Raw genomic sequence first — 21,286 nt, 5'->3', positions numbered from 1 at the left:
CGGGAGAGTGGTGTTTTAAATAAGCGTAAAAAATATGCTATTGGTATGTGCTTTGCTATACCCATGTGGTATAAAAACATTTTAGTATATTTAAAAGTTAATTAGATTAAAACTTTACACATGAAAAGATTATTAGTAGCAATTGTGGGCTTATTCACAGCATTATCATTCAGTTCCTGCGGTTACAATACAATGGTTTCCAAAGATGAGAATGTAAAAGCAAAATGGGCTCAGGTCGAAAATGCCTACCAGCGTCGTGCAGATTTGATCCCTAATTTGGTTAATACCGTTAAAGGTGCAGCAAAACATGAGGAGGGAACCTTGACGGCGGTTGTAGAGGCTCGCGCCAAAGCAACATCTGTAACAGTAGATCCTTCTAACCTTACAGAAGAATCAATCGCTAATTATCAACAGACTCAGGATGCACTTTCTCAGTCTATCGGACGATTATTAGTGAGTGTAGAGGCTTATCCTGACCTGAAAGCTAATCAAAACTTTCTGGAACTTCAGGCGCAACTTGAAGGAACAGAAAATCGCATTTCTGTAGAAAGAAGAGCTTTCAATGAAGCTGTTCAGGATTACAATACAACGGTAAGAAGTTTTCCGAATAATATTATGGCGGGAATCTTCGGATTTAAATCAAAAGGAACATTTAAAGCTGCCGAGGGATCTGATAAAGTTCCTCAGGTATCATTTTAGTGAAAATCATACATAAGATGGACAGTCCGGATCTCAGATCCCGCTTGTTCATCTTTTTTTAATCTTGCAGATGCAGATATTAAATAGCGAAGAACAGGAAAAGATCGCTCATGCGATAAGTCTGGCGGAAAATATGACCTCCGGGGAGATACGGATTGTTATGGAACGTGTGTGTAAAGATAAGGACCCTATAAAAAGAGCAGTATCTTATTTCGGGAAACTGGAAATGCATAATACCGTTCAGCGAAATGGTGTCCTCATCTATATGGCTGCAGACGACCATGTCTTTGCTATCATAGGTGACGCAGGTATTAACGAGCGGGTAGAAGATGATTTCTGGGAGTCTACAAAGGAATTAATGGCAAAATCATTTAGGAAAGGTGAACTTACCAATGGTTTAATTGCCGGTGTACACAATGTGGCGAAAAAACTTCAGCATTTTTACCCCCGTCGTTCAGATGATATCAATGAATTGCCGAATGAGGTTTATTTTGGTGATAACTAATGACTCATATACGTATAGATAATATGTCTAAAATCAAAAAAGCATATTTAAGATCGATGTTCCTGCTTTCGCTCTTCTTTATGCTATTGTTGAGAGCAGGAGCTCAGGATTTTCCTGCAACTCCTAATCGTCTGGTTAATGATTATACAAGCACATTAAATAGTACACAAGTACAGGAGCTGGAACGTAAGTTGCTGGCTTTTGAGGATTCTACTTCCATACAGATTGCTGTAGTGGTGATGAATACAACCGGCGATTACGATATTGCGGATTACGCTGTTAGACTGGCGCAGAAATGGGGAGTGGGTAATAAGAAGTATAATAATGGTATTTTGCTGTTAGTTGCTTTGGGCGACAGGGCTGTGACTATACAGACCGGATACGGTATAGAAGGTACAGTACCTGATGCTATAGCTTACAGAATCATAGAAAATGAAATCAAACCCGCATTCCGGCAAAGGGATTACTATACAGGAATAGATCGGGCAACAGATGCATTGATTTCTTATACAAAAGGTGAGTACAAGAGCGATCCGTCTGACAGGACTCAGGGACAGCCATCAGGTGGAGGCATATTAAAGATTATTATTTTTGTAGTCATTGTCATTATTGTGCTGGTTGCCCGAAAAGGTGGCGGCGGCGGTGGTAATGGCGGCGGCCGTGTAATAGGTGGCCGCGGAGCCAACGATCTGATATGGTGGACACTGTTGAACGGAATGTTAGGCGGTGGCGGTGGTCGCGGCGGTTCTTCCGGGGGTGACTTCGGCGGCGGTGGCGGCGGATTTGGAGGTTTCGGTGGCGGAGGCTTCGGTGGTGGCGGAGCAAGCGGAAGATGGTAACAAAATTTTTTGTAATGATATCCGCAGAAAATACTTTAAAACCGTTATAATAGATAGCATACATAGATATTTAAACAAATACAATTAAATTATAATGAAGAAATCGATTTTTTTAGGACTTAGCCTTATTCCTGCGCTTGTGTTTGCGCAAGAGGACTTTACGGTTCATGGTAAGCTTGCCAATGTAGGAGATAAAGCCAAGGCATATATCCAATATAGAGATAATGGTCAGGCCTTTCTTGATTCTACAGCGGTAGTAAAAGGAGAATTTAAGTTTCATGGTACCGTTACAGAGCCGGTTCAGGCTTTTGTAGTTCTTTCTCCTGAAGGACTGGACCCTCAGTCTATTCCTCAACCGGATCTCACTGCTGTATACCTTTCAAAAGGAGTGGTGAAGATCGAAGGAGATAAAATCCTGAAGGATGCAAAAATCAGTGGCAATCAGATCAATGATAATCTTGTTGCTTACAAACAGGTGATTAAGCCTTTTGAGGAACAGTTTGCAGCCTTGAATAATGAGTACATGGCAGCTACTGCAGAGCAAAAAAATGATCAGGAGTTTGTAGGAGCTCTTCAGGAAAAGGCACAGGCTATTTTTGAAAAACAACAGGTAGTAAATGATGAATATGTAAAAGCGAATCCTAACAGCTTTATTTCATTAAGTCTCCTCGAAGAAAAGCTTGATCCGGAGTCCGTAAGTGAATTTGTAGAGCCTCAGTTCAAGTCTTTATCAGCAGAATTAAAAAACAGTAAAAAAGGAAAGGCGCTGGAACAGAAAATCGCTGATCTGAAGAAATTGGCTGTTGGATCTGTAGCACCGGACTTTACGCTTCCTGATACGACAGGGAAACCTTTGGCACTTTCTTCATTGAGAGGTAAATATGTGCTGGTAGATTTCTGGGCAAGCTGGTGCGGTCCGTGCAGACATGAAAACCCGAATGTCGTAGCAGCATTTAATCAGTTTAAGGACAAAAATTTCACAGTACTTGGTGTTTCATTGGATCAGGAAGGGAAAAAAGATGCATGGGTAAATGCTATTAAAGCAGATAACCTGCAAGCCTGGCCACATGTTTCAGACCTAAAAGGATGGGGATCGGCGGTTGTCGAACTGTATTCAATACGAGGAATTCCTCAGAATTTTTTACTGGATCCTCAGGGAAAAATTGTGGCTTCCAATCTAAGAGGAGAAGCTTTAGTAGCTAAGCTCTCTGAGATTTTGAAATAATACATCCAAAATAATAACCATACAAAAGGCTTTTCAATTATGGAAAGCCTTTTGTATTCATTCATAATCCTATTAGATGCGAATATTCTATTCCTTATTTATTAGTCTCCTTGTGATTTCAGCTTGCCAATCTCCAAAAAAAGAAGGAGCAGCAATTATCAATCTGGCAGCTCTGGCAGCTTTGCCATTGGATACTCCCATTGATCAGCTGGCAAAAGATGGCGAATTTATTGAAGTTAACCTCCCCGCAGAAGCGCGGATTGATCAGTTGTCACAGAAAGATCTATCCCTTTTGAAGGCTGCTGCATATAGATTTTATGGCCATGTCACACTGGTAAATAACCGGTATCAGGTCGATATCAAAGAGGGCAAGGAAATCAATGTAGAGGACGATGTTGTACAAGCCTATATCAAGGCTCTTGAAGAAACAAATAATTTTGCGGATTCATTGCAGAGAGAGGGGCAGGATATCAAACTGCCGGAGATAACAGACGCGTATAGAAATACACTTTTAAAATAATAAAGGAGGTGTATTTGCACCTCCTTTATTATTTTTATAGGGATAGAATTTCGACAATTCTTGTCAGATTGTCATCAATTTTATCAATATGTTTAATTGCTTTGCTGAACGGGGTATATTTGACCTCTCCGTGGATCAACCCCACCATTTCACCTCTTCTGCCTTCGATCAGGCCTTCTACAGCTCCCACACCTACACGACTCGCCAATACTCGATCCATACAGGTCGGAGATCCGCCACGTTGTATATGACCTAATATTGAAAGGCGAACATCATAGGAAGGAAAACTCTCCTTGATCTTATCAGCTACAACCATTCCACCCTCCTGATCTCCCTCTGCAACAATGATAATGCGGGAAGCTTTATTCTTACGTGTTTTATCCAGACGCGTCATAATGGCATCATAATCCACTTTGATTTCCGGAATTAATACGGCTTCAGCACCTGTGCTTATTCCCGAGCGAAGAGCTATTAAACCCGAATCACGACCCATTACTTCGATGACAAAGAGGCGATCGTGTGATTCTGCAGTATCTCTGATTTTATCCACAGCATCTACAACAGTATTGATCGCTGTATCGTATCCAATTGTAAAATCAGTTCCTAATAAATCATTATCGATAGTACCCGGTAAACCCATTACCGGAAAATCAAATTCTTCAATAAACTTAGAAGCACCGGTGAATGTCCCGTCTCCGCCAATCACGACTAATGCATCGATTTCGTGCTTTCTCAGGTTTTCATATGCTTTTTGGCGACCTTCAATTGTTCGAAATTCATCACTTCTGGCCGTTTTAAGTATTGTTCCTCCTCTTTGGATAATATTAGCTACGGATTTGGCATCCATACTGATAATATCTCCACTTACCATTCCATCATATCCTCTACGGATACCAAAAACATTTAAATTATAATAGATACCTGTGCGGACAACTGCACGGATGGCAGCGTTCATTCCAGGAGCATCTCCTCCTGATGTTAATACGGCAATATTTTTGATCTTACTCATATAATCAAAGATAATAAGAAATCTTATTTTTTGGCATTAAAAGCATCTAAACCGCTTTGTAAAAATTTGATATAACTGTCAATATTGTAATCCGCCCCGCTTGGTGGCACCAATACATTGCCTTCTGTATCGACAATAACATATAAAGGTTGTGAATTACTATTGAAGGCAGAGGCCTGAAAATCACTGTTTTTATTTCCTATAGTACGAATCTTTTTACCGCTGAATTTGGAAACGTATTGTTCTTCAGGAGCCAGTTCGGTCTTGTCGTCTACAAATAATTCTGCCATTACGAATTGTTCTTTTAACAGCTTGGCAACTCTCGGATCTGTCCAGACATTGGCTTCCATCTGTCTGCAGTTGACACAGTTCCATCCTGTAAAGTCGATCATTACAGGTTTGTTCACTTCTTTTGCGGTCTGAAGAGCCTGATCATAATCGTAGTACGGATCAAAACCTTTTGGTGTACCACGCTCATGGAAAATTTCCGCATATTTCTTTACTTTACCGTCATGTGCCGAAGGTCCTGCTGCCACACCTGCACTAAGATCAAAATCCTGTGTTGCGGAAGGAGGAAGGAAAGCCGAAATAGATTTCAGTGGAGCCCCCCACAATCCAGGAACCATGTAGACAACAAAAGAAAATACAATTATGGCTAACAGCGTGCGCGGTACAGACATATAAGCTAAATCACTGTCATGTGAAAATTTGATCTTGCCTATTAAATAAAGTCCCATAAGACCGAATATCACGATCCACAGAGACAGAAATACTTCTCGGTCAATCCAGTTCCAGTGATAAGCCAGATCTACATTGGAAAGAAACTTTAAGGCTAATGCAAGCTCCAAAAATCCCAGAACCACTTTGACGCTGTTCAGCCATCCGCCTGATTTTGGCATTGACTTTAGCAGAGACGGGAATAAGGCAAACAACGCAAATGGGATGGCCAGTGCAACCGAGAATCCTAACATGCCAATTGCCGGACCCAAACGGTCACCTTTAGAAGCAGCATCGACAAGTAATGTTCCGATAATAGGACCTGTACAGGAGAATGAAACCACTGCAAGACTGAAGGCCATGAAAAATAAACCTATAAGACCTCCTTTATCTGATTTGGAGTCGATCTTGTTGACAAATGAGCTTGGTAGTGTGATTTCAAATGCTCCGAAGAAGGAGGCTGCGAAAACAACCAGCAAAATAAAAAAGAAGAAATTAAAAAATCCGTTTGTTGATAAGGCATTCAGTGCATCAGAACCAAAAGTAATGGTGACCAGCATTCCTAATGCAACATAGATAACAATAATAAAGAACCCATACAACAATGCCTGTTGTACCGCTTTTGCTCTGCTGCCGGCTTTCTTAGTGAAAAAACTTACCGTTAGCGGAACCATAGGAAAGATACAAGGCATCAGAAAAGCCAGAAATCCACCTACCAATCCGGCAATAAAAATGGTCCAGAGAGATTTCTCCTGGTTACTGTCGGTTGTATTAGTCTGTGCAATCTGCTTTACGCTGGTGGTATCTTTTGTAATAGTATCTGTAGAAGATGCTTCATCCTGACCATCCGAAAACTCCAGATCTGAAGGGATCTCCGTGAGTACAGAGCTGTCAGTGGTGCTGCTGTCCTGTACATTCAATGCAAATGAAGCTGTTGAAAATGTCAGAAATAACGTAAGTAAAAGAAAATGAAGTTTTTTCATGTTTATGGATAAGAAATATCAAAAATAAAAAAAAGGCAGTAAACGAGTTTACCGCCAAAATTCATATTAACTTAAATTTTTTAAATTACTTGATCTGCGCAGTAAAAGCATATTCATCCGGAGGAAGACAACGGGAATCATCACAAACCATAAATTCTACTTTACCCTTTACTGCTGTCTGTCCTTTTTTAAGTTTGACCTTTTGTGCAAAAATAACTTCTTTCTCAAAGAATTTTACGTTCATTTTAAAGGCATCTTCATATTTTGATTTTGGAGTAGGCTCAACTGTTTTGCCGGCTAATGTAAAGTCTTTAGAGGGAGTAAAGCTAAAAGAAGTCGCTACCGGACCACCCTCACCAACATTTTGAGAATAAATGTGCCACCCTTTGTCAATAGTGGCTTTTATATACACAGTGGCTTCTGTATTGCTTGTTTTTTTTGTCGCAACGGACCATTTAACAGGATTCAGAATCTGTGCATGTGTACTCACTACTGTAAATAATATAGCAACGATTAATAAACTTAATTTTTTCATTTTCATCTTTTAATATGTTATATCTCTATTTATGATTACTACTTTCATTAAAAGGTTTAATTAACCTTGTACAAAAATAGCTTAAAAGTTCTTTCTTAAACTAATCTCAAAGTAAAATTATCGTTGCCTATAGCTGGTATGCGATCTCTTTTAAATTAAAAGAGACCAACTTTTTCCCGAAATCAACCCATAGCTGGCCATCCTCGTCCACTTCTGTAATAGTTCCTTCGACCTTTACATTATCAATGAGGAAATTGTGTTTTTCGCCGCGCCACATGAGCATTGAGTTATAGTCCTTTAATAATTCTGTGTTATCTCCGGCCTTTAGCCGGTCATACTGTGTTTCTAAATAATAGAAAAGCTCAGGGAGAAGGTTGTCTATAGAAATATCGTCCGGTTTTTGCAGCAATTTTTTTAAAGAACAGACTTTATGACTGATTTCGTCAGGAAAATCAGTTTGATTAATATTTATCCCCATTCCTATAATACTACTTGAAAAAGAATCTTTTTTAATTTGATTTTCGATAAGAATTCCGCAGACTTTTTTTTGGTTGCCCATGATGTCATTTGGCCATTTTACACTTATTTGTGCTGTTGTTTGGGTCTGTAGCCATTTTGCAATACCAATACTTATTGCCACGTTTAAAAAAAATTGTTTGGATACCTCTAAAAAAGAAGGGTAAAGTAAGAGGCTTAGGGTGAGGTTTTTGCCCGGTTCTGATCGCCAGATATTACCTCTTTGGCCTTTTCCCTGAAATTGTTCTGTTGCCATAATGGCAGAACCCTCGTCAAGTGGCTTGAAATTTGACAGTTGTTCTCTTAAATAATCATTTGTAGAAGCCACCCGGTCCAACTTTATTAAGTTTAGACCCATATAAAGTCGCAGAAATGTGTTATTTTGCACAGAAAAGAGGATTAAAGGATTAAAAGATCAAAACTATAATAATTTTTAATGGTTAAAAATAAAAATGCAGGATTATCCTCAAAGCTCGCCGAGATTGCTGTTCATGGAATGCAGGAGAAAAAAGGAAATGAAATAGTACGGCTTGATTTGAGAAATATTAACAGTTCCGTCTCCGATTATTTTGTAATTTGCCATGCAGACTCAACTACACAGGTCAACGCGATCGCTAAAAGTGTCGAAGAAGAGATTTTCAAAGCATTTGGTCAGGACCCCTGGCATAAAGAAGGTCACGGAAATGGAGAATGGATTCTGATTGACTTTGTAGATGTCGTCGTGCATATCTTCAAAACAGAAAAAAGAAGCCATTATGGCATAGAAGATTTATGGGGAGATGCCGATGTCAAGACTTATCAAAGTGCTTAACAGATTTTAGAACATAATTTCACAAACAAGAGAATATAATGAATAAAATACCCAGTAAAAAAGTAACACCCATGCCGCCGAAGTTTAATATGATGTGGTTATGGATCGCTATGATTTTGGGATTTTTTGGATTGCAGTATTTTTTAAACGGAGAGACAGCAAAGCAAATTACCTATAGCGAGTTCGAGTCGAAGATGCTCAATACGGGAGACGTGGAGAAACTCGTTGGCTATAAGAAAAATGATTTAGTTCAGGTCGAAGTATATATTAAACCCAATAAACTAAAAGAAGATAGTAAATATAAAGATGTCGCGCCAACACCGAATGCCCTTAAATTAGGGAACTCTCCTGGTCCGCAGTATACTTTTACAGATGGCTCTTTTGAAGCTCTAGAGAAGAAATTGGAAGTTTCTCAGGCTAATGTCGATCCGGCACGGCGAATTCGCGTTATCCCCGAAGATCGTTCCAATCCGTGGACAGGCTGGTTCGTAACTTTTATGCTTCCTTTGCTTATTATTGTCGTGATCTGGTTGTTCCTGATGCGCAGAATGAATGGCGGAGCTGGCGGTGCGGGTGGTGCTATTTTTAACATCGGTAAATCTAAAGCGCAATTATTCGATAAGGAATCTCAGGTTAATATCACTTTCAATGATGTTGCCGGATTAGAAGAAGCCAAGCAAGAGGTGATGGAAATTGTAGATTTCCTGAAAAATCCTAAGAAATACACGAATTTGGGAGGTAAAATTCCTAAAGGAGCTCTTTTGGTAGGCCCTCCGGGTACAGGTAAGACCTTACTTGCGAAAGCTGTAGCAGGAGAAGCACAGGTTCCTTTCTTTTCACTTTCGGGATCAGATTTTGTAGAGATGTTTGTCGGCGTGGGTGCATCCCGTGTTCGTGACCTCTTCAAACAAGCGAAAGAAAAGGCTCCTTGTATTATTTTTATTGATGAGATCGATGCTATTGGTCGTGCCCGTGGAAAAAATTCTATCATGGGCGGAAATGATGAGCGTGAGAATACGTTGAATCAGTTGTTAGTGGAAATGGATGGTTTCGGAACAAATCTGGGGGTTATTATTCTTGCTGCAACTAACCGTATTGATGTATTAGATACTGCGTTGTTACGTCCGGGACGTTTTGATCGTCAGATTTCAATTGATAAGCCTGATTTAATCGGTAGAGAGCAGATTTTCAATGTTCACCTGAAACCATTAAAACTTTCCGCTTCTGTTGATGCCAAAAAATTATCTGCACAGACACCGGGATTTGCCGGCGCCGAAATTGCAAATGTGTGTAATGAGGCGGCCCTGATTGCGGCACGTAAGGATAAGAAAGAAATCGATATGCAGGACTTTCAGGATGCGATAGATCGTGTGATCGGAGGACTTGAAAAGAAAAATAAAATTATCTCTCCTGAAGAGAAGAAAATTGTTGCTTATCACGAAGCCGGGCATGCTATTGCAGGTTGGTTTTTGGAGCATGCTGATCCTTTGGTAAAGGTTTCTATTGTTCCACGTGGAGTGGCTGCACTGGGTTATGCGCAATATTTGCCAAAAGAACAATTCCTGTATACAACAGAGCAATTGCTGGATAGTATGTGTATGACTATGGGTGGACGTGTAGCTGAAGACATTACATTTGGCCGTATTTCTACCGGAGCGCAGAATGACCTTGAGCGTATTACAAAACTGGCATATGCTATGACTGCTGTCTATGGTATGAACCATAAAGTAGGTAATATATCTTTCAGAGACAGTTCAGGAGAATCTCAATTCCAGAAACCTTATTCTGATCAGACAGCAGAACTTATCGATGAAGAAGTAAGAACATTGATTTCTGCAGTGTATGAGCGGACAAGAGAGTTGTTGCTGGCCAATCAGGAAGGATTGATCAAGATTGCGGAGAAGCTTCTTGAGAAAGAAATCTTATTCCAGTCTGATCTGGAAGAGATTCTGGGTAAACGTCCTTTTGTCAACAGAACAACTTATGACGAATTTGTAAATGGAAAGTCTTCCGGTGTGCCGCAGACCCAATTGCCGATTCCTCCTATACCGGAAGAGTCTGCAGAAGGAATTGCTGATCAAAAAAACCAGGATTCCCCTAATTCGTAATTAAATAAAACTGATCACGATGTACTGTAGCTTTGCTTACGGTACATCGTTTTTTATAGCCGTCAATACTTCTCAAATGAACATCAAGAATACGACCGCAAAAGAAAAAATGCTGAAAAAAATTCGGCAGGCTCTTTTACAGAAAAGAGAAAATCCCCATCCTGACTTTGAAGACTCACCGTTGTACAAAGACGAGGAAGAGTCTTTGGATGTAACCTTTGCGCGGGAATTTACTGCTATATCAGGAAAGTTTGTGTATTGCGACGGAGAGATTAACCTGATTGAAAATCTGATTGCATTTGCAGAGCAGCAGAATGTAACACGAATCTATGGTTGGGAAGACAGTGTCAAACAACTCCTGGGACAATACGGCTTTCCGCTAATGACAGATGATCAGAATTTTCAACAGGCGCAGGTGGGCATTACTGCTTGCGAAGCTTTAATTGCAAGGAATGGAAGTATTATGATCTCCAATGCAAATGCAGGGGGACGTCGGCTCAGCATTTATCCGCCTGTACATATCGTCATTGCCAAAGCCTCCCAATTGGTGATGGATGTAAAACATGCGCTTAATGGAATAAAACAAAAATACGGAGATCATCTCCCGACAATGATTACCACTATTACAGGTCCAAGCCGTACAGCAGATATAGAGAAGATGCTGGTATTGGGTGCACATGGTCCGAAGGAATTATATGTATTCATGTTGGAGGACAGATTTTAGCATGGAAAATATCAACTACTTTATACAATCACCTGTGGCCAGTGTGATTTTTATACTTACTATCGGACTTAGCCTTTATCTGTTCTCAAATCAGCATCTTTTTGGTAAATTGATGTTGCATCCTTACAGTGTATACCGTAAACATCGTGTTTATACGATCTTCACCAGTGGACTTATCCACAAAGACTGGGGCCACCTGCTCTTTAATATGATCACCTTTTATTATTTTGGATTCGGACTGGAATCTATTTTTGCGGGAATCAGTGTATGGGGGCATTTCTTGTTTGCAATCCTTTACCTGTTAAGTCTTATTCTGAGTGATATACCGACAATTGTACAGCAAAAGAACAATCCCGGATATTATAGTCTGGGTGCATCCGGTGCAATAAGCGCGGTATTATTTGGTTATATTCTGTTTGATCCTCAGGCTGAGTTGGGTATATTCTTTGTCATTCCTATGAAAGCTTATTTGTTTGCTGTACTATTTATGGGCTACAGTTACTGGGCTTCCAGAAAAGCAAATGACGGAATTAATCATAGTGCACATCTTTTTGGTGCCCTGGCTGGATTGTTGTTGACGGTTCTGTTCTTTCCGGATGTTATACAACACTTTATGCGTCAGTTCTAAAATCGGAATCTTTTGATTATACCATTATTTACAGCTGTAAAATCTAATTCACACTTATTATGGCAAAAATCATAATCCTGTCTTTTTTCTTTGTATTGCTACTGTCATCCTGTAATTCGGGAGGTTCAGGTGGAAGTGATAAATCCAAAACTAAAAATGTAGCTATTGCGCATAATGCCAAATCAGATGGTTGTACCGTAGAGGCAGTCGTCAGAAAGCTAAGTGAGCTAGAGGAGATCAAAGAGCAGAAAGCTGTTTTGGATTCTTTATTTGCTGATAAACCTAATATTTCTTTTATGGTAGACAGCGCAGATGTCAATGGCAAACAGGTGTATACAGTAACTGCTGGCTATAACGGTGAATTACGATACGAACCTTACTACCATTTCTACGTTAACAAAGCTACCTGCGGAGATATTGAGGTGATGGATGTGGTTAGTGGTGACTATCTCACTTTGGATGAGTGGCGTAAAAGCCGGGACAACTAACCCGCCCAGTTCTCTCTATCCAGGCTTCTGAAGTGAATAGCCTCTGCAAGATGTTCATTTCGTATATCTGCAGATTCCTCCATATCAGCTATTGTACGGGCTACTTTCAGAATGCGGTCATAGGCTCTTGCTGACAGACCAAGTCTGTCCATCGCTGTTTTGAGTAATTGTGTTCCCGTTTCATCCAGCATACATACTTCACGAACTGTTTTTGTGCTCATTTGTGCGTTACTGTGTATGGTTTGTAAATCAGCAAAGCGTTGTAACTGTATATGGCGTGCCTTTATGACACGCTCGCGGATAACGGCACTTTTCTCTGCGATCCGGACAGAGGAGAGTTCTTTGAAATCTACCGGTGTAACCTCCACATGCAGATCAATGCGATCTAATAAGGGGCCTGATATTTTGCTCAGATATCTCTTCACTATATTTTTTGCACAGATACATTCTTTTTCCGGATGATTATAGAATCCACAGGGACAGGGATTCATGGCAGCGATAAGCATAAAACTCGCGGGATAATCAACCGAAAATCTGGCGCGGGATATGGTAATCGTTCGGGATTCCAAAGGCTGACGCATAACTTCTAGTACAGAGCGTTTGAATTCAGGAAGCTCGTCAAGAAAGAGAACACCGTTGTGTGAAAGCGAAATCTCACCGGGTTGAGGATGTGCACCTCCGCCAACCAACGCAACATCGGATATGGTGTGGTGCGGAGCACGAAAGGGTCTTACTGTCATAAGAGATCCGGTGACAGGAAGTTGACCTGCAACAGAGTGGATTTTTGTTGTTTCTAATGATTCGTCAACTGTGAGTGGTGGTAATATAGTAGGAAGACGCTTGGCGAGCATAGTTTTCCCTGATCCGGGCGGACCGATAAGGATGACATTATGTCCACCTGCTGCAGCTATCTCAAGCGCACGCTTGATGTTTTCCTGCCCTTTCACTTCTGCAAAATCTGCATCGTAGTTATTAATATTCCGGAGAAATTCATCGTTGATATTGACATGAGTTGCTTCCAGCATCTTCTTCTGATCAAAGAAATCAATAACATCCTGAAATGATTCCACTCCCAATACCTCCAGTCCTTCTACAATAGCTGCTTCTCTGGCATTGGCTCTCGGAAGGATCACGCCTTTGAATCCATCTTTGGCTGCCTGTACGGCTATGGGAAGCGATCCTTTGACAGGTTGTATTTTCCCGTCTAGCGAAAGTTCTCCCAATATGACATATTGATCCATTTTGTCATCTGTCATCTGCCCGGAAGCGGCAAGAATAGCAGTCGCAATGGCCAGATCATATGAAGATCCTTCTTTGCGGATATCTGCCGGAGCAAGATTAACCACTATTTTTTGTCGTGGCATACGGTATCCGCTGGAAGATATAGCTGTTTCAATACGCTGAAGGCTTTCTTTGACTGCATTGTCAGGAAGGCCCACGATATAATACTTTACCCCCGGAGATATATTTACTTCAACGGTAATAGTGGTGGCCTGAATGCCATAAACGGCACTGCAATAGGTTTTTACGAGCATAATTTAGTTAGTGTGGTTTCTCTAAAGTTAATAAAACATTAATGAAACTGCAAGCTGTTGAGACTTTTAGAAAAATAAACTTGTTGAGAATCGATAAATTTTGTATTTTGAAAAGGAAGAAATTTCATCATAAATGAATTAAAAATCGGGTGTTTGGCAAACGATTTGCTATTTCACTTGTTTAGTAAGTAACACGTAGAATCATTAACAGCAATTAAAATTAAAAATCATGAATGATAACGGTAAAATAGTAGCTGCTTTGTTGGCAGGTCTTGCGGCTGGGGCAGTTTTAGGTGTATTGTTTGCTCCTGAAAAAGGTTCTGAAACAAGAGATAAAATTAATGAATCTCTTTCTGATCTTGGAGATGCTTTAAAAGAAAGAGCAGAAGAACAATTTGACCAATTGAATGACTTTAAAGATAAAGTTGTAGCAGCAGTCAAATCTAAAATAAATAAAGCCGGACACTCTGTAGAAGGAGAGCTGGAAGAGCATGCGTGAATATAAGAAAGCAGTATGCTTTTTTAATTTTATAAATTTTTAAGGAAGGTGTATGGTTGGTTACAAAAGAGATCCGGCTCGGGAATTTCCATATATTCTCCGGAAGTGTGATAAGGTAATTCTTTTTATAACTCTCATATACCTTTCTGTTAAACATTGAATGCATGGACGAAGAACAAAAATTTTCCCTTTCCGGTACTTTTCAAAAGTCAAAAGAATACCTGGATTCGCAGATAGAGCTTCTAAAACTTAAGGCTATTGCCCGCGGATCACGTATGCTGGGTAGTCTTATCTTAGATATCAGTAAAGTTGTATTGACGCTTTTTATTGTGTTTTTCCTGAGTCTGGCTTTTGCATTTTATTTAGGAGAATTAATGAACAGTAATGCGCTTGGCTTTTTGACTACTGGCGGTATTTTCATTCTTCTGGTAGTAATAGTACGATTGACGGAGACAAAACTGGAAGCTAAATTTATGGATCTTTCTATCCGAAAACTATTGGGAAAATGGAATGAAGAGGATGAGGAAGATGTAAAATCTGAAAATGGAAAACGTAATGAGGAAACCTTTAAAAATAAATAATCTTACCGAGCTAAAAGCGGAAATAGCACGGCTCAATGAGCTGAAGTTTGAGCAGGAAGCCTATTTAAAGGATCAGTATCATTTGCTAAATAGGAAAATTGAAGCGCCTGTACGGTTATTCAGGTCCATTACTTCCCGTATTCCCGGTGTTGATATTGTCACTCAACTGTTTTCAGCTTCAGGGCACAAAGGAACTGAAGAAGGAGAAGGGGGGGGATGGGCAACAAAAGCATTGCGAATAGGTGTTCCTTTTCTCTTAAATAAATTTTTTCTGAAAAGGGCAGGATGGCTTAAAAAAGCGCTTGTTTTACTGGCATCTGAGACAGCTATTGGTCAGGTAAACAAAGACAAGATATCTTCTGCAATATCCAAATTGTCTGATTACATCCGTCCCGGGAAAAAGAAAGAAAAGAAAATAAAACCAGTGATTGAGGAAGATGCGCCTCACTTTGGTATCCCTCCGAATAGTGAAACTTACTAATTACTAAGTTTCAATTCACTTTTTGCCTGTAAGATTTGACTTCTATGATTTTAACCTTATTTTTGCCCATATTTTTTTATAATGGGTAAAGATAAGTTAAGGAAATTTGCGGAAGTCTCCACGTTCAAAAATGTTGTACAATTGGATGAAGGAAAGGATTTAAAAGGCAAATGGGGCAGTCAACATTTTGGTAATAACAATCCGATTGTATTGGAACTGGCCTGTGGAAAAGGAGAATATACAGTCAATCTTGCCAAGCTGTTTCCACAAAAGAATTTTATCGGAATAGATTATAAAGGCAACAGAATCTGGAGAGGAGCGAAAACTGCTCTTGAAGAGGGTATCGACAATGTAGGATTTTTGAGAATCCAGATTGAAACCATACTGGAGCATTTCGAAGAGAACGAGGTGGATGAAATCTGGATCACATTTCCGGATCCTCAACCTCAGGACAGCCGCGAAAAGAAGAGACTAACGAATCCTAAATTTTTAGAACGGTACCAATATATTATGAAACCGGATGGTCTGATGCATTTGAAGACTGATAATGACGGTTTTTACGCCTATACCTTAGATCAGATTGATGTTCTTGGATTAACAAAAGAAGCACAGACTGATGATCTTTATCATTCAGAACTTGTGGACGATGTACTGTCTATAAAGACGTATTATGAGAAGAAGTATCTGGCACATAACAAGAATATCAATTATGTAAGGTGGACATTTAAAAAATAGTCCTGCATAATTTTTATAGAAATTGTAACTTTAAAGGAGGTAAATAATGACCTCCTTTTTTATTTCAGTATGAATCGTTTCCTTTTTCTTCTTTTTTTATTTGTCAGTCCTGTATATGCACAGGATTATGTTAATACGTATAAGCAAATTATTGATGAAGTAGATCATCACTATGAGGGATATAAAAATCTTCGTCAGATCACTTCAACAATCGGACATCGGCTTACGGGTTCTGTAAATGGCCGTAAAGCTGAGCAATATGTGTATGACCTGATTAAATCTTACGGTGTACAGGTAGAATTTCAACCTTTTGATGCCAGAGGCTGGAACAGAGGGGAGCTACATGTGGAAGTAAAGGTGAGTACTAAAGATTTCAAACCTGTAAAAGCAGTCAGTCTGGCACATGCTCCGGTAACCAGCGATGTAGAGGCATCAGTTGTAGATCTTGGAAACGGACTGGAAGATGATTATGTAAAAGCCGGAAACAGTATAAAAGGAAAAGTTGCTTTGGTTTATCTGGGCGTATTGCCTGGTTCTCCTGCTGGAACCGGTTCTCTGCATCGATCAGAAAAGACAGCCATTGCCTATAAGTATGGTGCTGCAGGCATTGTTTTTATTAATCAGGTTAAGGGAAATGTTTTATTGACCGGAACGGCCTCTGTTGATGGGGAGTTGATAAAAATTCCTGCTGTGTGTATTGGTTTGGAGGACGGTATGCAGTTAAAAGAGGAATTGAAGAAAAATGCAAGGGGCACGATGCGAATTCATATGAAAAATGAAGCCGGAATGATACAGGCACGAAACATTATTGCAACCTTCAGAGGTGCAAAATTTCCGGATGAAAAAATTGTAGTCGGCGGACATCTGGATAGCTGGGATCTTGCTACAGGCGCGATCGATAATGGAATAGGTGCATTTGCAGTATTGGATATGATTCGGGCATTTGCAAAATTACAACTGAAAACTGAGCGGACGGTACAATTTGTACTGTTTATGGGTGAAGAGCAAGGATTGCTGGGTTCTAAAGCTTTTGTCGAAAATCTGATTAAACAGCATGAGTTGGAAAAGGTACGTTATATGATTAATTATGATATGACAAATGCTCCAACCGGTTTTTTCAGTTCCCGTACTGAAGTAAAAGAACTATTTGCGAAGTGGGGAGAGTGGTATGCTAAAGCCGACCCAACATTTAAAAATATCTTTGTTTCGGGAGCATGGCTTCATAGCGATCATCAGCCGTTCTTGTTGAAAGGAATACCCTATGCAGGAGGAGCGGGGGATAAACTTCCCAATAATGCCGGTTTGTACTATCATTCCGACGGAGATGTATTTGGACTGGTTTCTGAAGAAGGAATGAAACAAACCACCAAAAACGGATTAATATTAGCGTATTCACTTGCTAATGAGGATAATCTGCCTGTGACAATATTGTCAGGAGATGTATTAAAAAACTACCTTATAAAACATCAACTTGAAATGCCTCTCCGGATTTCGGGAGATTGGATTTGGTAACAAAAAATAATAATTGTAGAAAGAGTTTATCCAAAAGATAAGCTCTTTTTCTTTCATTTACTTTTATTGTCTATGTAAAAGTTACGTTTATATAAACTTTTTATAAAATGTTAATTTGGATTTAATATTGGCTTAATATTAGAATCTAACCTTTGTGCTGCCTTAAAAATTGCTTTTTTAATATAAAAAAGAGCATTTATATATTTTACTCAGCATGTCACTCTCTTCAAATCAACACGATCGTATAAATCTTTTGACAAATTTATTTGATGAAAATGTCAATTGTTATTATATATTTGTTTTGAATAACCAATCAAAACTAAAAATAACCAAACGTAACTTTCAATAAAAGTAAACAAAACTAAATCCAATTTATACTATGAAAGAATTCTACATTTCGAATATGAAGAAAATTCTCTTTATTCTTCTTTTCTGTTTTGGAGCATTTCAGGACGGGATAGCGGAAGGGGTATTGGCAAATGCCATTCCTGTAAAAGCTGTGGAACAAGAACTCTTTGATATCAAAGGAGTCGTAAAGGATGCTGTCAATGGAAATCCGGTAGAGGGGGTAACTATACTGGCCGGTAATAAATCTATCGGTAAGACGGATGAAAATGGAAAGTTTAGCTTTTCAGTTCTGAAAGGAACACAGGTCTCGTTCCGTGGTATAGGATATACTACTCACAATCAAACGATCAATAAGGAGAATAATAACCTGACAATCAGTCTGCAACCAAATGAAACTGCTTTGTCAGAAGTTGTTGTTACCGCATTGGGGATTAAAAGGGATGAAAAAGCATTGGGATATTCCGCCACAGTAGTGAAAGGAGAACAATTTACAGATGCGCTTTCCAACAACTGGACGGATGCGCTTTCCGGAAAAGTAGCGGGTGTCAATCTGATGCGTTCCAACTCGGGTCCTACGGGGTCTACAAAGATTATTCTGCGCGGGGAATCCAATCTGAATGGTGATCCGGGTGCCTTGATTATCGTTGATGGTATTGTTGTAAGTAATGGTAGTGGGCGTAAGACCGCAATAGGAGGGGAGAGTGCTTACGGAACTTCAGCAGATAATATGCCGGCAGATTATGGATCGGGTATTGATGACATCAATCCGGAAGATATCGAAAACGTGACGGTACTGAAAGGGCCGGGTGCTGCAGCACTTTACGGAGCCAGAGGTGCCAGCGGTGCAATTATTATTACTACAAAGTCCGGCTCAAAAGGTAAAAAAGGAATAGGAGTTACCGTAAATTCAAATACTGCATTTGAAAGTGTAAACCGCTGGCCTGATATGCAATATGAGTACGGGCAGGGTTTAGATGGTTCGGATTATTACTCTTATGGTACAACTGTAGATGGTACAAGCACCAGCGGAACGAGTTCGGCCTACGGACCTAAGTTTGACGGACAGATGTTCTTTCAGTATGATCCTCTGACCAATACGACAGGAAAGGAACGTACGCCATGGGTACCTTATAAAAATCAAATCAGAGATATTTTCGAAGTAGGACGTACCTATACTAATTCTGTCAGTATAGATGGTGGTACAGACAGAACAACTGCCCGTTTTTCAGCAACAAATGTTAATAATTCCTGGATTCTGCCCAATACTGGTTTCAAAAGAAATACAGTAGCATTATCTGTCAATTCAAAAGTGAGTGATAAGTTAACCATTAGTTCCAAAATCAATTATACCAATAAATGGAGTGATAACCTTCCCGGTGCGGGGTATGGTAATCAGTCTCTGATGTACTGGTTTATATTCTGGCAGCCAAATGCAGATTTGAATTGGTTAAAAGATTACTGGCGCCCCGGCGAAGAGGGGCTTAAGATCAGGTATCCGTTTAGTTCTTATCCTGAAAACCCGTATGCTATCTCAAATGAGTTTATCAACAGGTCCAATCGTCAGGGGGTAACCGGAAATGTACAGGCTAGCTACCAGTTTAATAAAGAATGGAGCTTGCAACTGAGATCAGCTATTGACTTTGCTTATGAAGACAGAGCGCAGGAGCGACCATTTGATGCCGGCAGTAAGCTGACACAAGGAAGTTTCAGGACACAGAGCATCTTTTCTAATGAAAATACAATCGACTTCCTGTTAAAGTATGACAAGAAGATAAATAAGGACTGGAACGTGTCTGCTACTTTAGGGGGAAGCCGCATGCAGAATAAATACAAAAAAGAAGAGTTACGTGCGGATTCACTGACATTCCCGGGTGTGTATACGTTTGCGAATGCAAAGGGCCCATTGGATGCCCGTCCTTATTCTTCCAAATTTGAAGTGAATTCACTTTATGCATTGCTTACAGCAAGTTATAAAGACTATTTGTTCTTTGATGTTACAGGACGTCAGGATTGGTCAAGTACATTGGCTTCTGTGGATATGCCGGATAAAAACCTGGGGTTTTTCTATCCTTCTGTAAACCTGAGTTTTATCGCTTCAGAGTATTTTACACTTCCTAAACAGATCAATTATGCCAAATTCAGGGCCTCCATAGCTGGAGTTGGTAGTGGGGGTACAGATCCTTATCTGACAGGATACTCTTATGAAACAGCAGGAAGTCTTTACTCAGGTGGACTTCAAATGCCAACTACTCTTGGAAATGGCGGGTTGAAGCCTTTGAAAACAAATTCATATGAGATAGGTGCAGATTTAAGATTTTTCAAGAGCCGCTTAGGAATTGATGTTGCTTTATATAAGAGTGAAACAAAAGATCAGCACTTATTACGTTATGTAGATCCATCTACAGGATACAGAAGATACGTCATCAATGCCGGAGCAGTCAGCAACCGAGGATTGGAAATTGGCCTTAATGGTAAGCCTGTTCAGAATAAAGAGGGCTTTAACTGGAATATGTTTGCCACATTTACACGTAACACCAACAGGATAGACAATCTGCCAGATAGCTCTATAGTAATACAAACCGGGCCGGTAGCTGGTGGCCAGCTTGTTGCTAAAGTAGGTGGAAGTATGGGTGACTTGTATGGATACGGTTACAAACGCTCTCCGGACGGACAGGTTGTGTATGATGCAAATACAGGATACGCGTTATTGTCTGATGAGATTATCTATTTAGGTAATACCATTCCTAAGGGCAGAGCCAGTATCGGTAGTGATTTCAGTTATAAAGGATTTAAATTAAGTGTATTGTTTGATGCGCAGTTTGGAGGAGTATCTCATTCCCTGTCCCATTACAAACTGGCTGAACAGGGTAAAACTACGAATACTTTGCCGGGAAGATATAACGGGATCATAGGTAACGGGGTTATTCAGAATCCGGACGGGACTTATCGTAAAAATGATGTAATTGCTAAAAATATCGATGAATATTACCGCTCACATTATGGTCAGGATAATGCGGAAGGAAGTGTTTTTTCTACAGACTTTATTAAGTTCCGTGAAGCCCGTTTTGATTATACATTGAATAAAGATCTTACTAAGCGTCTGAAAATCCAGCGCGCAACAGTAGGGGTATATGGCCGTAATTTATTTATCTGGTCGGGCTGGCCGATCTTTGATCCGGAATTCGGAACATTGAGCGGTACAGATATAGTGAAAGGATTTGAAGTTGCTCAATTCCCTTCAACCCGCACTTTTGGTTTTAACATAGTCGTTGGATTTTAAGCATTAAA

General features: G+C 39.9%; 21 protein-coding genes. 16 read left to right on the top strand and 5 right to left on the bottom strand.

Going from position 1 to position 21,286, the window contains the following annotated elements:
- Positions 1 to 120 precede the first annotated feature (120 nt).
- The 5 genes from HMPREF0766_RS13345 (at position 121) to HMPREF0766_RS13325 (ending at position 3,788) form a co-directional block, all read left to right on the top strand.
- Complete coding sequence (locus tag HMPREF0766_RS13345) at positions 121 to 699, top strand: LemA family protein (RefSeq protein WP_002998117.1); 579 nt, start codon at positions 121 to 123, stop codon at positions 697 to 699.
- A 70-nt stretch (positions 700 to 769) separates the two neighbouring features.
- Positions 770 to 1,204, top strand: a complete 435-nt coding sequence (locus HMPREF0766_RS13340) for a TPM domain-containing protein (protein WP_002998115.1) — start codon at positions 770 to 772, stop codon at positions 1,202 to 1,204.
- Positions 1,204 to 2,043: a TPM domain-containing protein gene (locus HMPREF0766_RS13335; RefSeq protein ID WP_002998113.1), complete on the top strand. Its 840-nt coding sequence runs from the start codon at positions 1,204 to 1,206 to the stop codon at positions 2,041 to 2,043. The genes HMPREF0766_RS13340 and HMPREF0766_RS13335 overlap by 1 nt, the downstream gene beginning before the upstream one ends.
- A gap of 94 nt (positions 2,044 to 2,137) precedes the next feature.
- Positions 2,138 to 3,268 (top strand): TlpA disulfide reductase family protein, encoded by a 1,131-nt coding sequence (locus tag HMPREF0766_RS13330; protein WP_002998111.1) that lies wholly within the window; start codon positions 2,138 to 2,140, stop codon positions 3,266 to 3,268.
- Between the two features lie 76 nt (positions 3,269 to 3,344).
- Positions 3,345 to 3,788, top strand: coding sequence for a hypothetical protein (locus HMPREF0766_RS13325; protein ID WP_002998109.1), 444 nt, complete (start codon positions 3,345 to 3,347; stop codon positions 3,786 to 3,788).
- Positions 3,789 to 3,822: 34 nt separating this feature from the next.
- Here HMPREF0766_RS13325 and pfkA read toward each other — a convergent pair whose 3' ends face one another.
- From pfkA to HMPREF0766_RS13305, 4 genes are all read right to left on the bottom strand, one after another.
- Entirely contained in the window at positions 3,823 to 4,797 is a 975-nt protein-coding gene (gene pfkA / locus HMPREF0766_RS13320; RefSeq protein WP_002998108.1) for a 6-phosphofructokinase, read from the bottom strand.
- A gap of 23 nt (positions 4,798 to 4,820) precedes the next feature.
- Positions 4,821 to 6,497 carry a protein-disulfide reductase DsbD family protein gene (locus tag HMPREF0766_RS13315; RefSeq protein ID WP_002998106.1) on the bottom strand — a complete coding sequence of 559 codons (1,677 nt, stop codon included), beginning with the start codon at positions 6,495 to 6,497 and terminating at the stop codon, positions 4,821 to 4,823.
- Between the two features lie 85 nt (positions 6,498 to 6,582).
- The gene (locus tag HMPREF0766_RS13310; protein ID WP_002998105.1) at positions 6,583 to 7,038 is read right to left on the bottom strand and encodes a protein-disulfide reductase DsbD domain-containing protein; all 456 of its coding nucleotides are present in this window, start codon (positions 7,036 to 7,038) and stop codon (positions 6,583 to 6,585) included.
- A 121-nt stretch (positions 7,039 to 7,159) separates the two neighbouring features.
- Positions 7,160 to 7,906: a biotin--[acetyl-CoA-carboxylase] ligase gene (locus tag HMPREF0766_RS13305; RefSeq protein ID WP_002998103.1), complete on the bottom strand. Its 747-nt coding sequence runs from the start codon at positions 7,904 to 7,906 to the stop codon at positions 7,160 to 7,162.
- 78 nt (positions 7,907 to 7,984) lie between these two features.
- On the opposite strand from HMPREF0766_RS13305, the gene rsfS reads away from it, so the two are divergent.
- The 5 genes from rsfS (at position 7,985) to HMPREF0766_RS13280 (ending at position 12,307) form a co-directional block, all read left to right on the top strand.
- Positions 7,985 to 8,359, top strand: coding sequence for a ribosome silencing factor (gene rsfS, locus HMPREF0766_RS13300; RefSeq protein ID WP_002998101.1), 375 nt, complete (start codon positions 7,985 to 7,987; stop codon positions 8,357 to 8,359).
- Positions 8,360 to 8,397: 38 nt separating this feature from the next.
- Complete coding sequence (gene ftsH / locus HMPREF0766_RS13295) at positions 8,398 to 10,467, top strand: ATP-dependent zinc metalloprotease FtsH (RefSeq protein WP_002998099.1); 2,070 nt, start codon at positions 8,398 to 8,400, stop codon at positions 10,465 to 10,467.
- Positions 10,468 to 10,543: 76 nt separating this feature from the next.
- Complete coding sequence (locus tag HMPREF0766_RS13290; protein ID WP_037460273.1) at positions 10,544 to 11,191, top strand: LutC/YkgG family protein; 648 nt, start codon at positions 10,544 to 10,546, stop codon at positions 11,189 to 11,191.
- A 1-nt stretch (position 11,192) separates the two neighbouring features.
- Positions 11,193 to 11,819, top strand: a complete 627-nt coding sequence (locus tag HMPREF0766_RS13285; RefSeq protein WP_002998096.1) for a rhomboid family intramembrane serine protease — start codon at positions 11,193 to 11,195, stop codon at positions 11,817 to 11,819.
- A gap of 59 nt (positions 11,820 to 11,878) precedes the next feature.
- Positions 11,879 to 12,307, top strand: a complete 429-nt coding sequence (locus HMPREF0766_RS13280) for a hypothetical protein (protein WP_002998094.1) — start codon at positions 11,879 to 11,881, stop codon at positions 12,305 to 12,307.
- Here the strand turns inward: HMPREF0766_RS13280 and HMPREF0766_RS13275 are convergent.
- On the bottom strand, positions 12,304 to 13,842 hold the full coding sequence (locus HMPREF0766_RS13275; RefSeq protein ID WP_002998092.1) for a YifB family Mg chelatase-like AAA ATPase: 1,539 nt from the start codon (positions 13,840 to 13,842) through the stop codon (positions 12,304 to 12,306). The genes HMPREF0766_RS13280 and HMPREF0766_RS13275 overlap by 4 nt on opposite strands.
- Before the next feature lie 229 nt (positions 13,843 to 14,071).
- Between HMPREF0766_RS13275 and HMPREF0766_RS13270 the strand changes: the two genes are divergently transcribed.
- From HMPREF0766_RS13270 to HMPREF0766_RS13245, 6 genes are all read left to right on the top strand, one after another.
- Entirely contained in the window at positions 14,072 to 14,341 is a 270-nt protein-coding gene (locus HMPREF0766_RS13270; RefSeq protein WP_002998090.1) for a YtxH domain-containing protein, read from the top strand.
- A gap of 164 nt (positions 14,342 to 14,505) precedes the next feature.
- The gene (locus tag HMPREF0766_RS13265; RefSeq protein WP_002998088.1) at positions 14,506 to 14,922 is read left to right on the top strand and encodes a hypothetical protein; all 417 of its coding nucleotides are present in this window, start codon (positions 14,506 to 14,508) and stop codon (positions 14,920 to 14,922) included.
- Positions 14,897 to 15,403 carry a hypothetical protein gene (locus HMPREF0766_RS13260; protein ID WP_002998086.1) on the top strand — a complete coding sequence of 169 codons (507 nt, stop codon included), beginning with the start codon at positions 14,897 to 14,899 and terminating at the stop codon, positions 15,401 to 15,403. The genes HMPREF0766_RS13265 and HMPREF0766_RS13260 overlap by 26 nt, the downstream gene beginning before the upstream one ends.
- An 81-nt stretch (positions 15,404 to 15,484) precedes the next feature.
- Positions 15,485 to 16,138: a tRNA (guanosine(46)-N7)-methyltransferase TrmB gene (gene trmB, locus HMPREF0766_RS13255; protein WP_002998084.1), complete on the top strand. Its 654-nt coding sequence runs from the start codon at positions 15,485 to 15,487 to the stop codon at positions 16,136 to 16,138.
- A 69-nt stretch (positions 16,139 to 16,207) separates the two neighbouring features.
- Positions 16,208 to 17,650, top strand: a complete 1,443-nt coding sequence (locus HMPREF0766_RS13250; protein ID WP_002998082.1) for a M20/M25/M40 family metallo-hydrolase — start codon at positions 16,208 to 16,210, stop codon at positions 17,648 to 17,650.
- Positions 17,651 to 18,029: 379 nt separating this feature from the next.
- Complete coding sequence (locus HMPREF0766_RS13245) at positions 18,030 to 21,278, top strand: SusC/RagA family TonB-linked outer membrane protein (protein ID WP_002998080.1); 3,249 nt, start codon at positions 18,030 to 18,032, stop codon at positions 21,276 to 21,278.
- The last annotated feature ends 8 nt before the right edge of the window (positions 21,279 to 21,286 follow it).

It is taken from the genome of Sphingobacterium spiritivorum ATCC 33861 (genome assembly GCF_000143765.1).
GTDB lineage: Bacteria > Bacteroidota > Bacteroidia > Sphingobacteriales > Sphingobacteriaceae > Sphingobacterium > Sphingobacterium spiritivorum.
Note: the sequence above shows the minus strand (reverse complement) of the source record. Positions and strands in the feature narration are given on the sequence as shown.

Coding starts and splice junctions, on each gene's coding strand:
- HMPREF0766_RS13345 (WP_002998117.1), top strand. CDS start 121: ATGAAAAGATTATTAGTAGCAATTGTGGGCTTATTCACAGCATTATCA.
- HMPREF0766_RS13340 (WP_002998115.1), top strand. CDS start 770: ATGCAGATATTAAATAGCGAAGAACAGGAAAAGATCGCTCATGCGATA.
- HMPREF0766_RS13335 (WP_002998113.1), top strand. CDS start 1,204: ATGACTCATATACGTATAGATAATATGTCTAAAATCAAAAAAGCATAT.
- HMPREF0766_RS13330 (WP_002998111.1), top strand. CDS start 2,138: ATGAAGAAATCGATTTTTTTAGGACTTAGCCTTATTCCTGCGCTTGTG.
- HMPREF0766_RS13325 (WP_002998109.1), top strand. CDS start 3,345: ATGCGAATATTCTATTCCTTATTTATTAGTCTCCTTGTGATTTCAGCT.
- pfkA (WP_002998108.1), bottom strand. CDS start 4,797: ATGAGTAAGATCAAAAATATTGCCGTATTAACATCAGGAGGAGATGCT.
- HMPREF0766_RS13315 (WP_002998106.1), bottom strand. CDS start 6,497: ATGAAAAAACTTCATTTTCTTTTACTTACGTTATTTCTGACATTTTCA.
- HMPREF0766_RS13310 (WP_002998105.1), bottom strand. CDS start 7,038: ATGAAAATGAAAAAATTAAGTTTATTAATCGTTGCTATATTATTTACA.
- HMPREF0766_RS13305 (WP_002998103.1), bottom strand. CDS start 7,906: ATGGGTCTAAACTTAATAAAGTTGGACCGGGTGGCTTCTACAAATGAT.
- rsfS (WP_002998101.1), top strand. CDS start 7,985: ATGGTTAAAAATAAAAATGCAGGATTATCCTCAAAGCTCGCCGAGATT.
- ftsH (WP_002998099.1), top strand. CDS start 8,398: ATGAATAAAATACCCAGTAAAAAAGTAACACCCATGCCGCCGAAGTTT.
- HMPREF0766_RS13290 (WP_037460273.1), top strand. CDS start 10,544: ATGAACATCAAGAATACGACCGCAAAAGAAAAAATGCTGAAAAAAATT.
- HMPREF0766_RS13285 (WP_002998096.1), top strand. CDS start 11,193: ATGGAAAATATCAACTACTTTATACAATCACCTGTGGCCAGTGTGATT.
- HMPREF0766_RS13280 (WP_002998094.1), top strand. CDS start 11,879: ATGGCAAAAATCATAATCCTGTCTTTTTTCTTTGTATTGCTACTGTCA.
- HMPREF0766_RS13275 (WP_002998092.1), bottom strand. CDS start 13,842: ATGCTCGTAAAAACCTATTGCAGTGCCGTTTATGGCATTCAGGCCACC.
- HMPREF0766_RS13270 (WP_002998090.1), top strand. CDS start 14,072: ATGAATGATAACGGTAAAATAGTAGCTGCTTTGTTGGCAGGTCTTGCG.
- HMPREF0766_RS13265 (WP_002998088.1), top strand. CDS start 14,506: ATGGACGAAGAACAAAAATTTTCCCTTTCCGGTACTTTTCAAAAGTCA.
- HMPREF0766_RS13260 (WP_002998086.1), top strand. CDS start 14,897: ATGAGGAAACCTTTAAAAATAAATAATCTTACCGAGCTAAAAGCGGAA.
- trmB (WP_002998084.1), top strand. CDS start 15,485: ATGGGTAAAGATAAGTTAAGGAAATTTGCGGAAGTCTCCACGTTCAAA.
- HMPREF0766_RS13250 (WP_002998082.1), top strand. CDS start 16,208: ATGAATCGTTTCCTTTTTCTTCTTTTTTTATTTGTCAGTCCTGTATAT.
- HMPREF0766_RS13245 (WP_002998080.1), top strand. CDS start 18,030: ATGAAAGAATTCTACATTTCGAATATGAAGAAAATTCTCTTTATTCTT.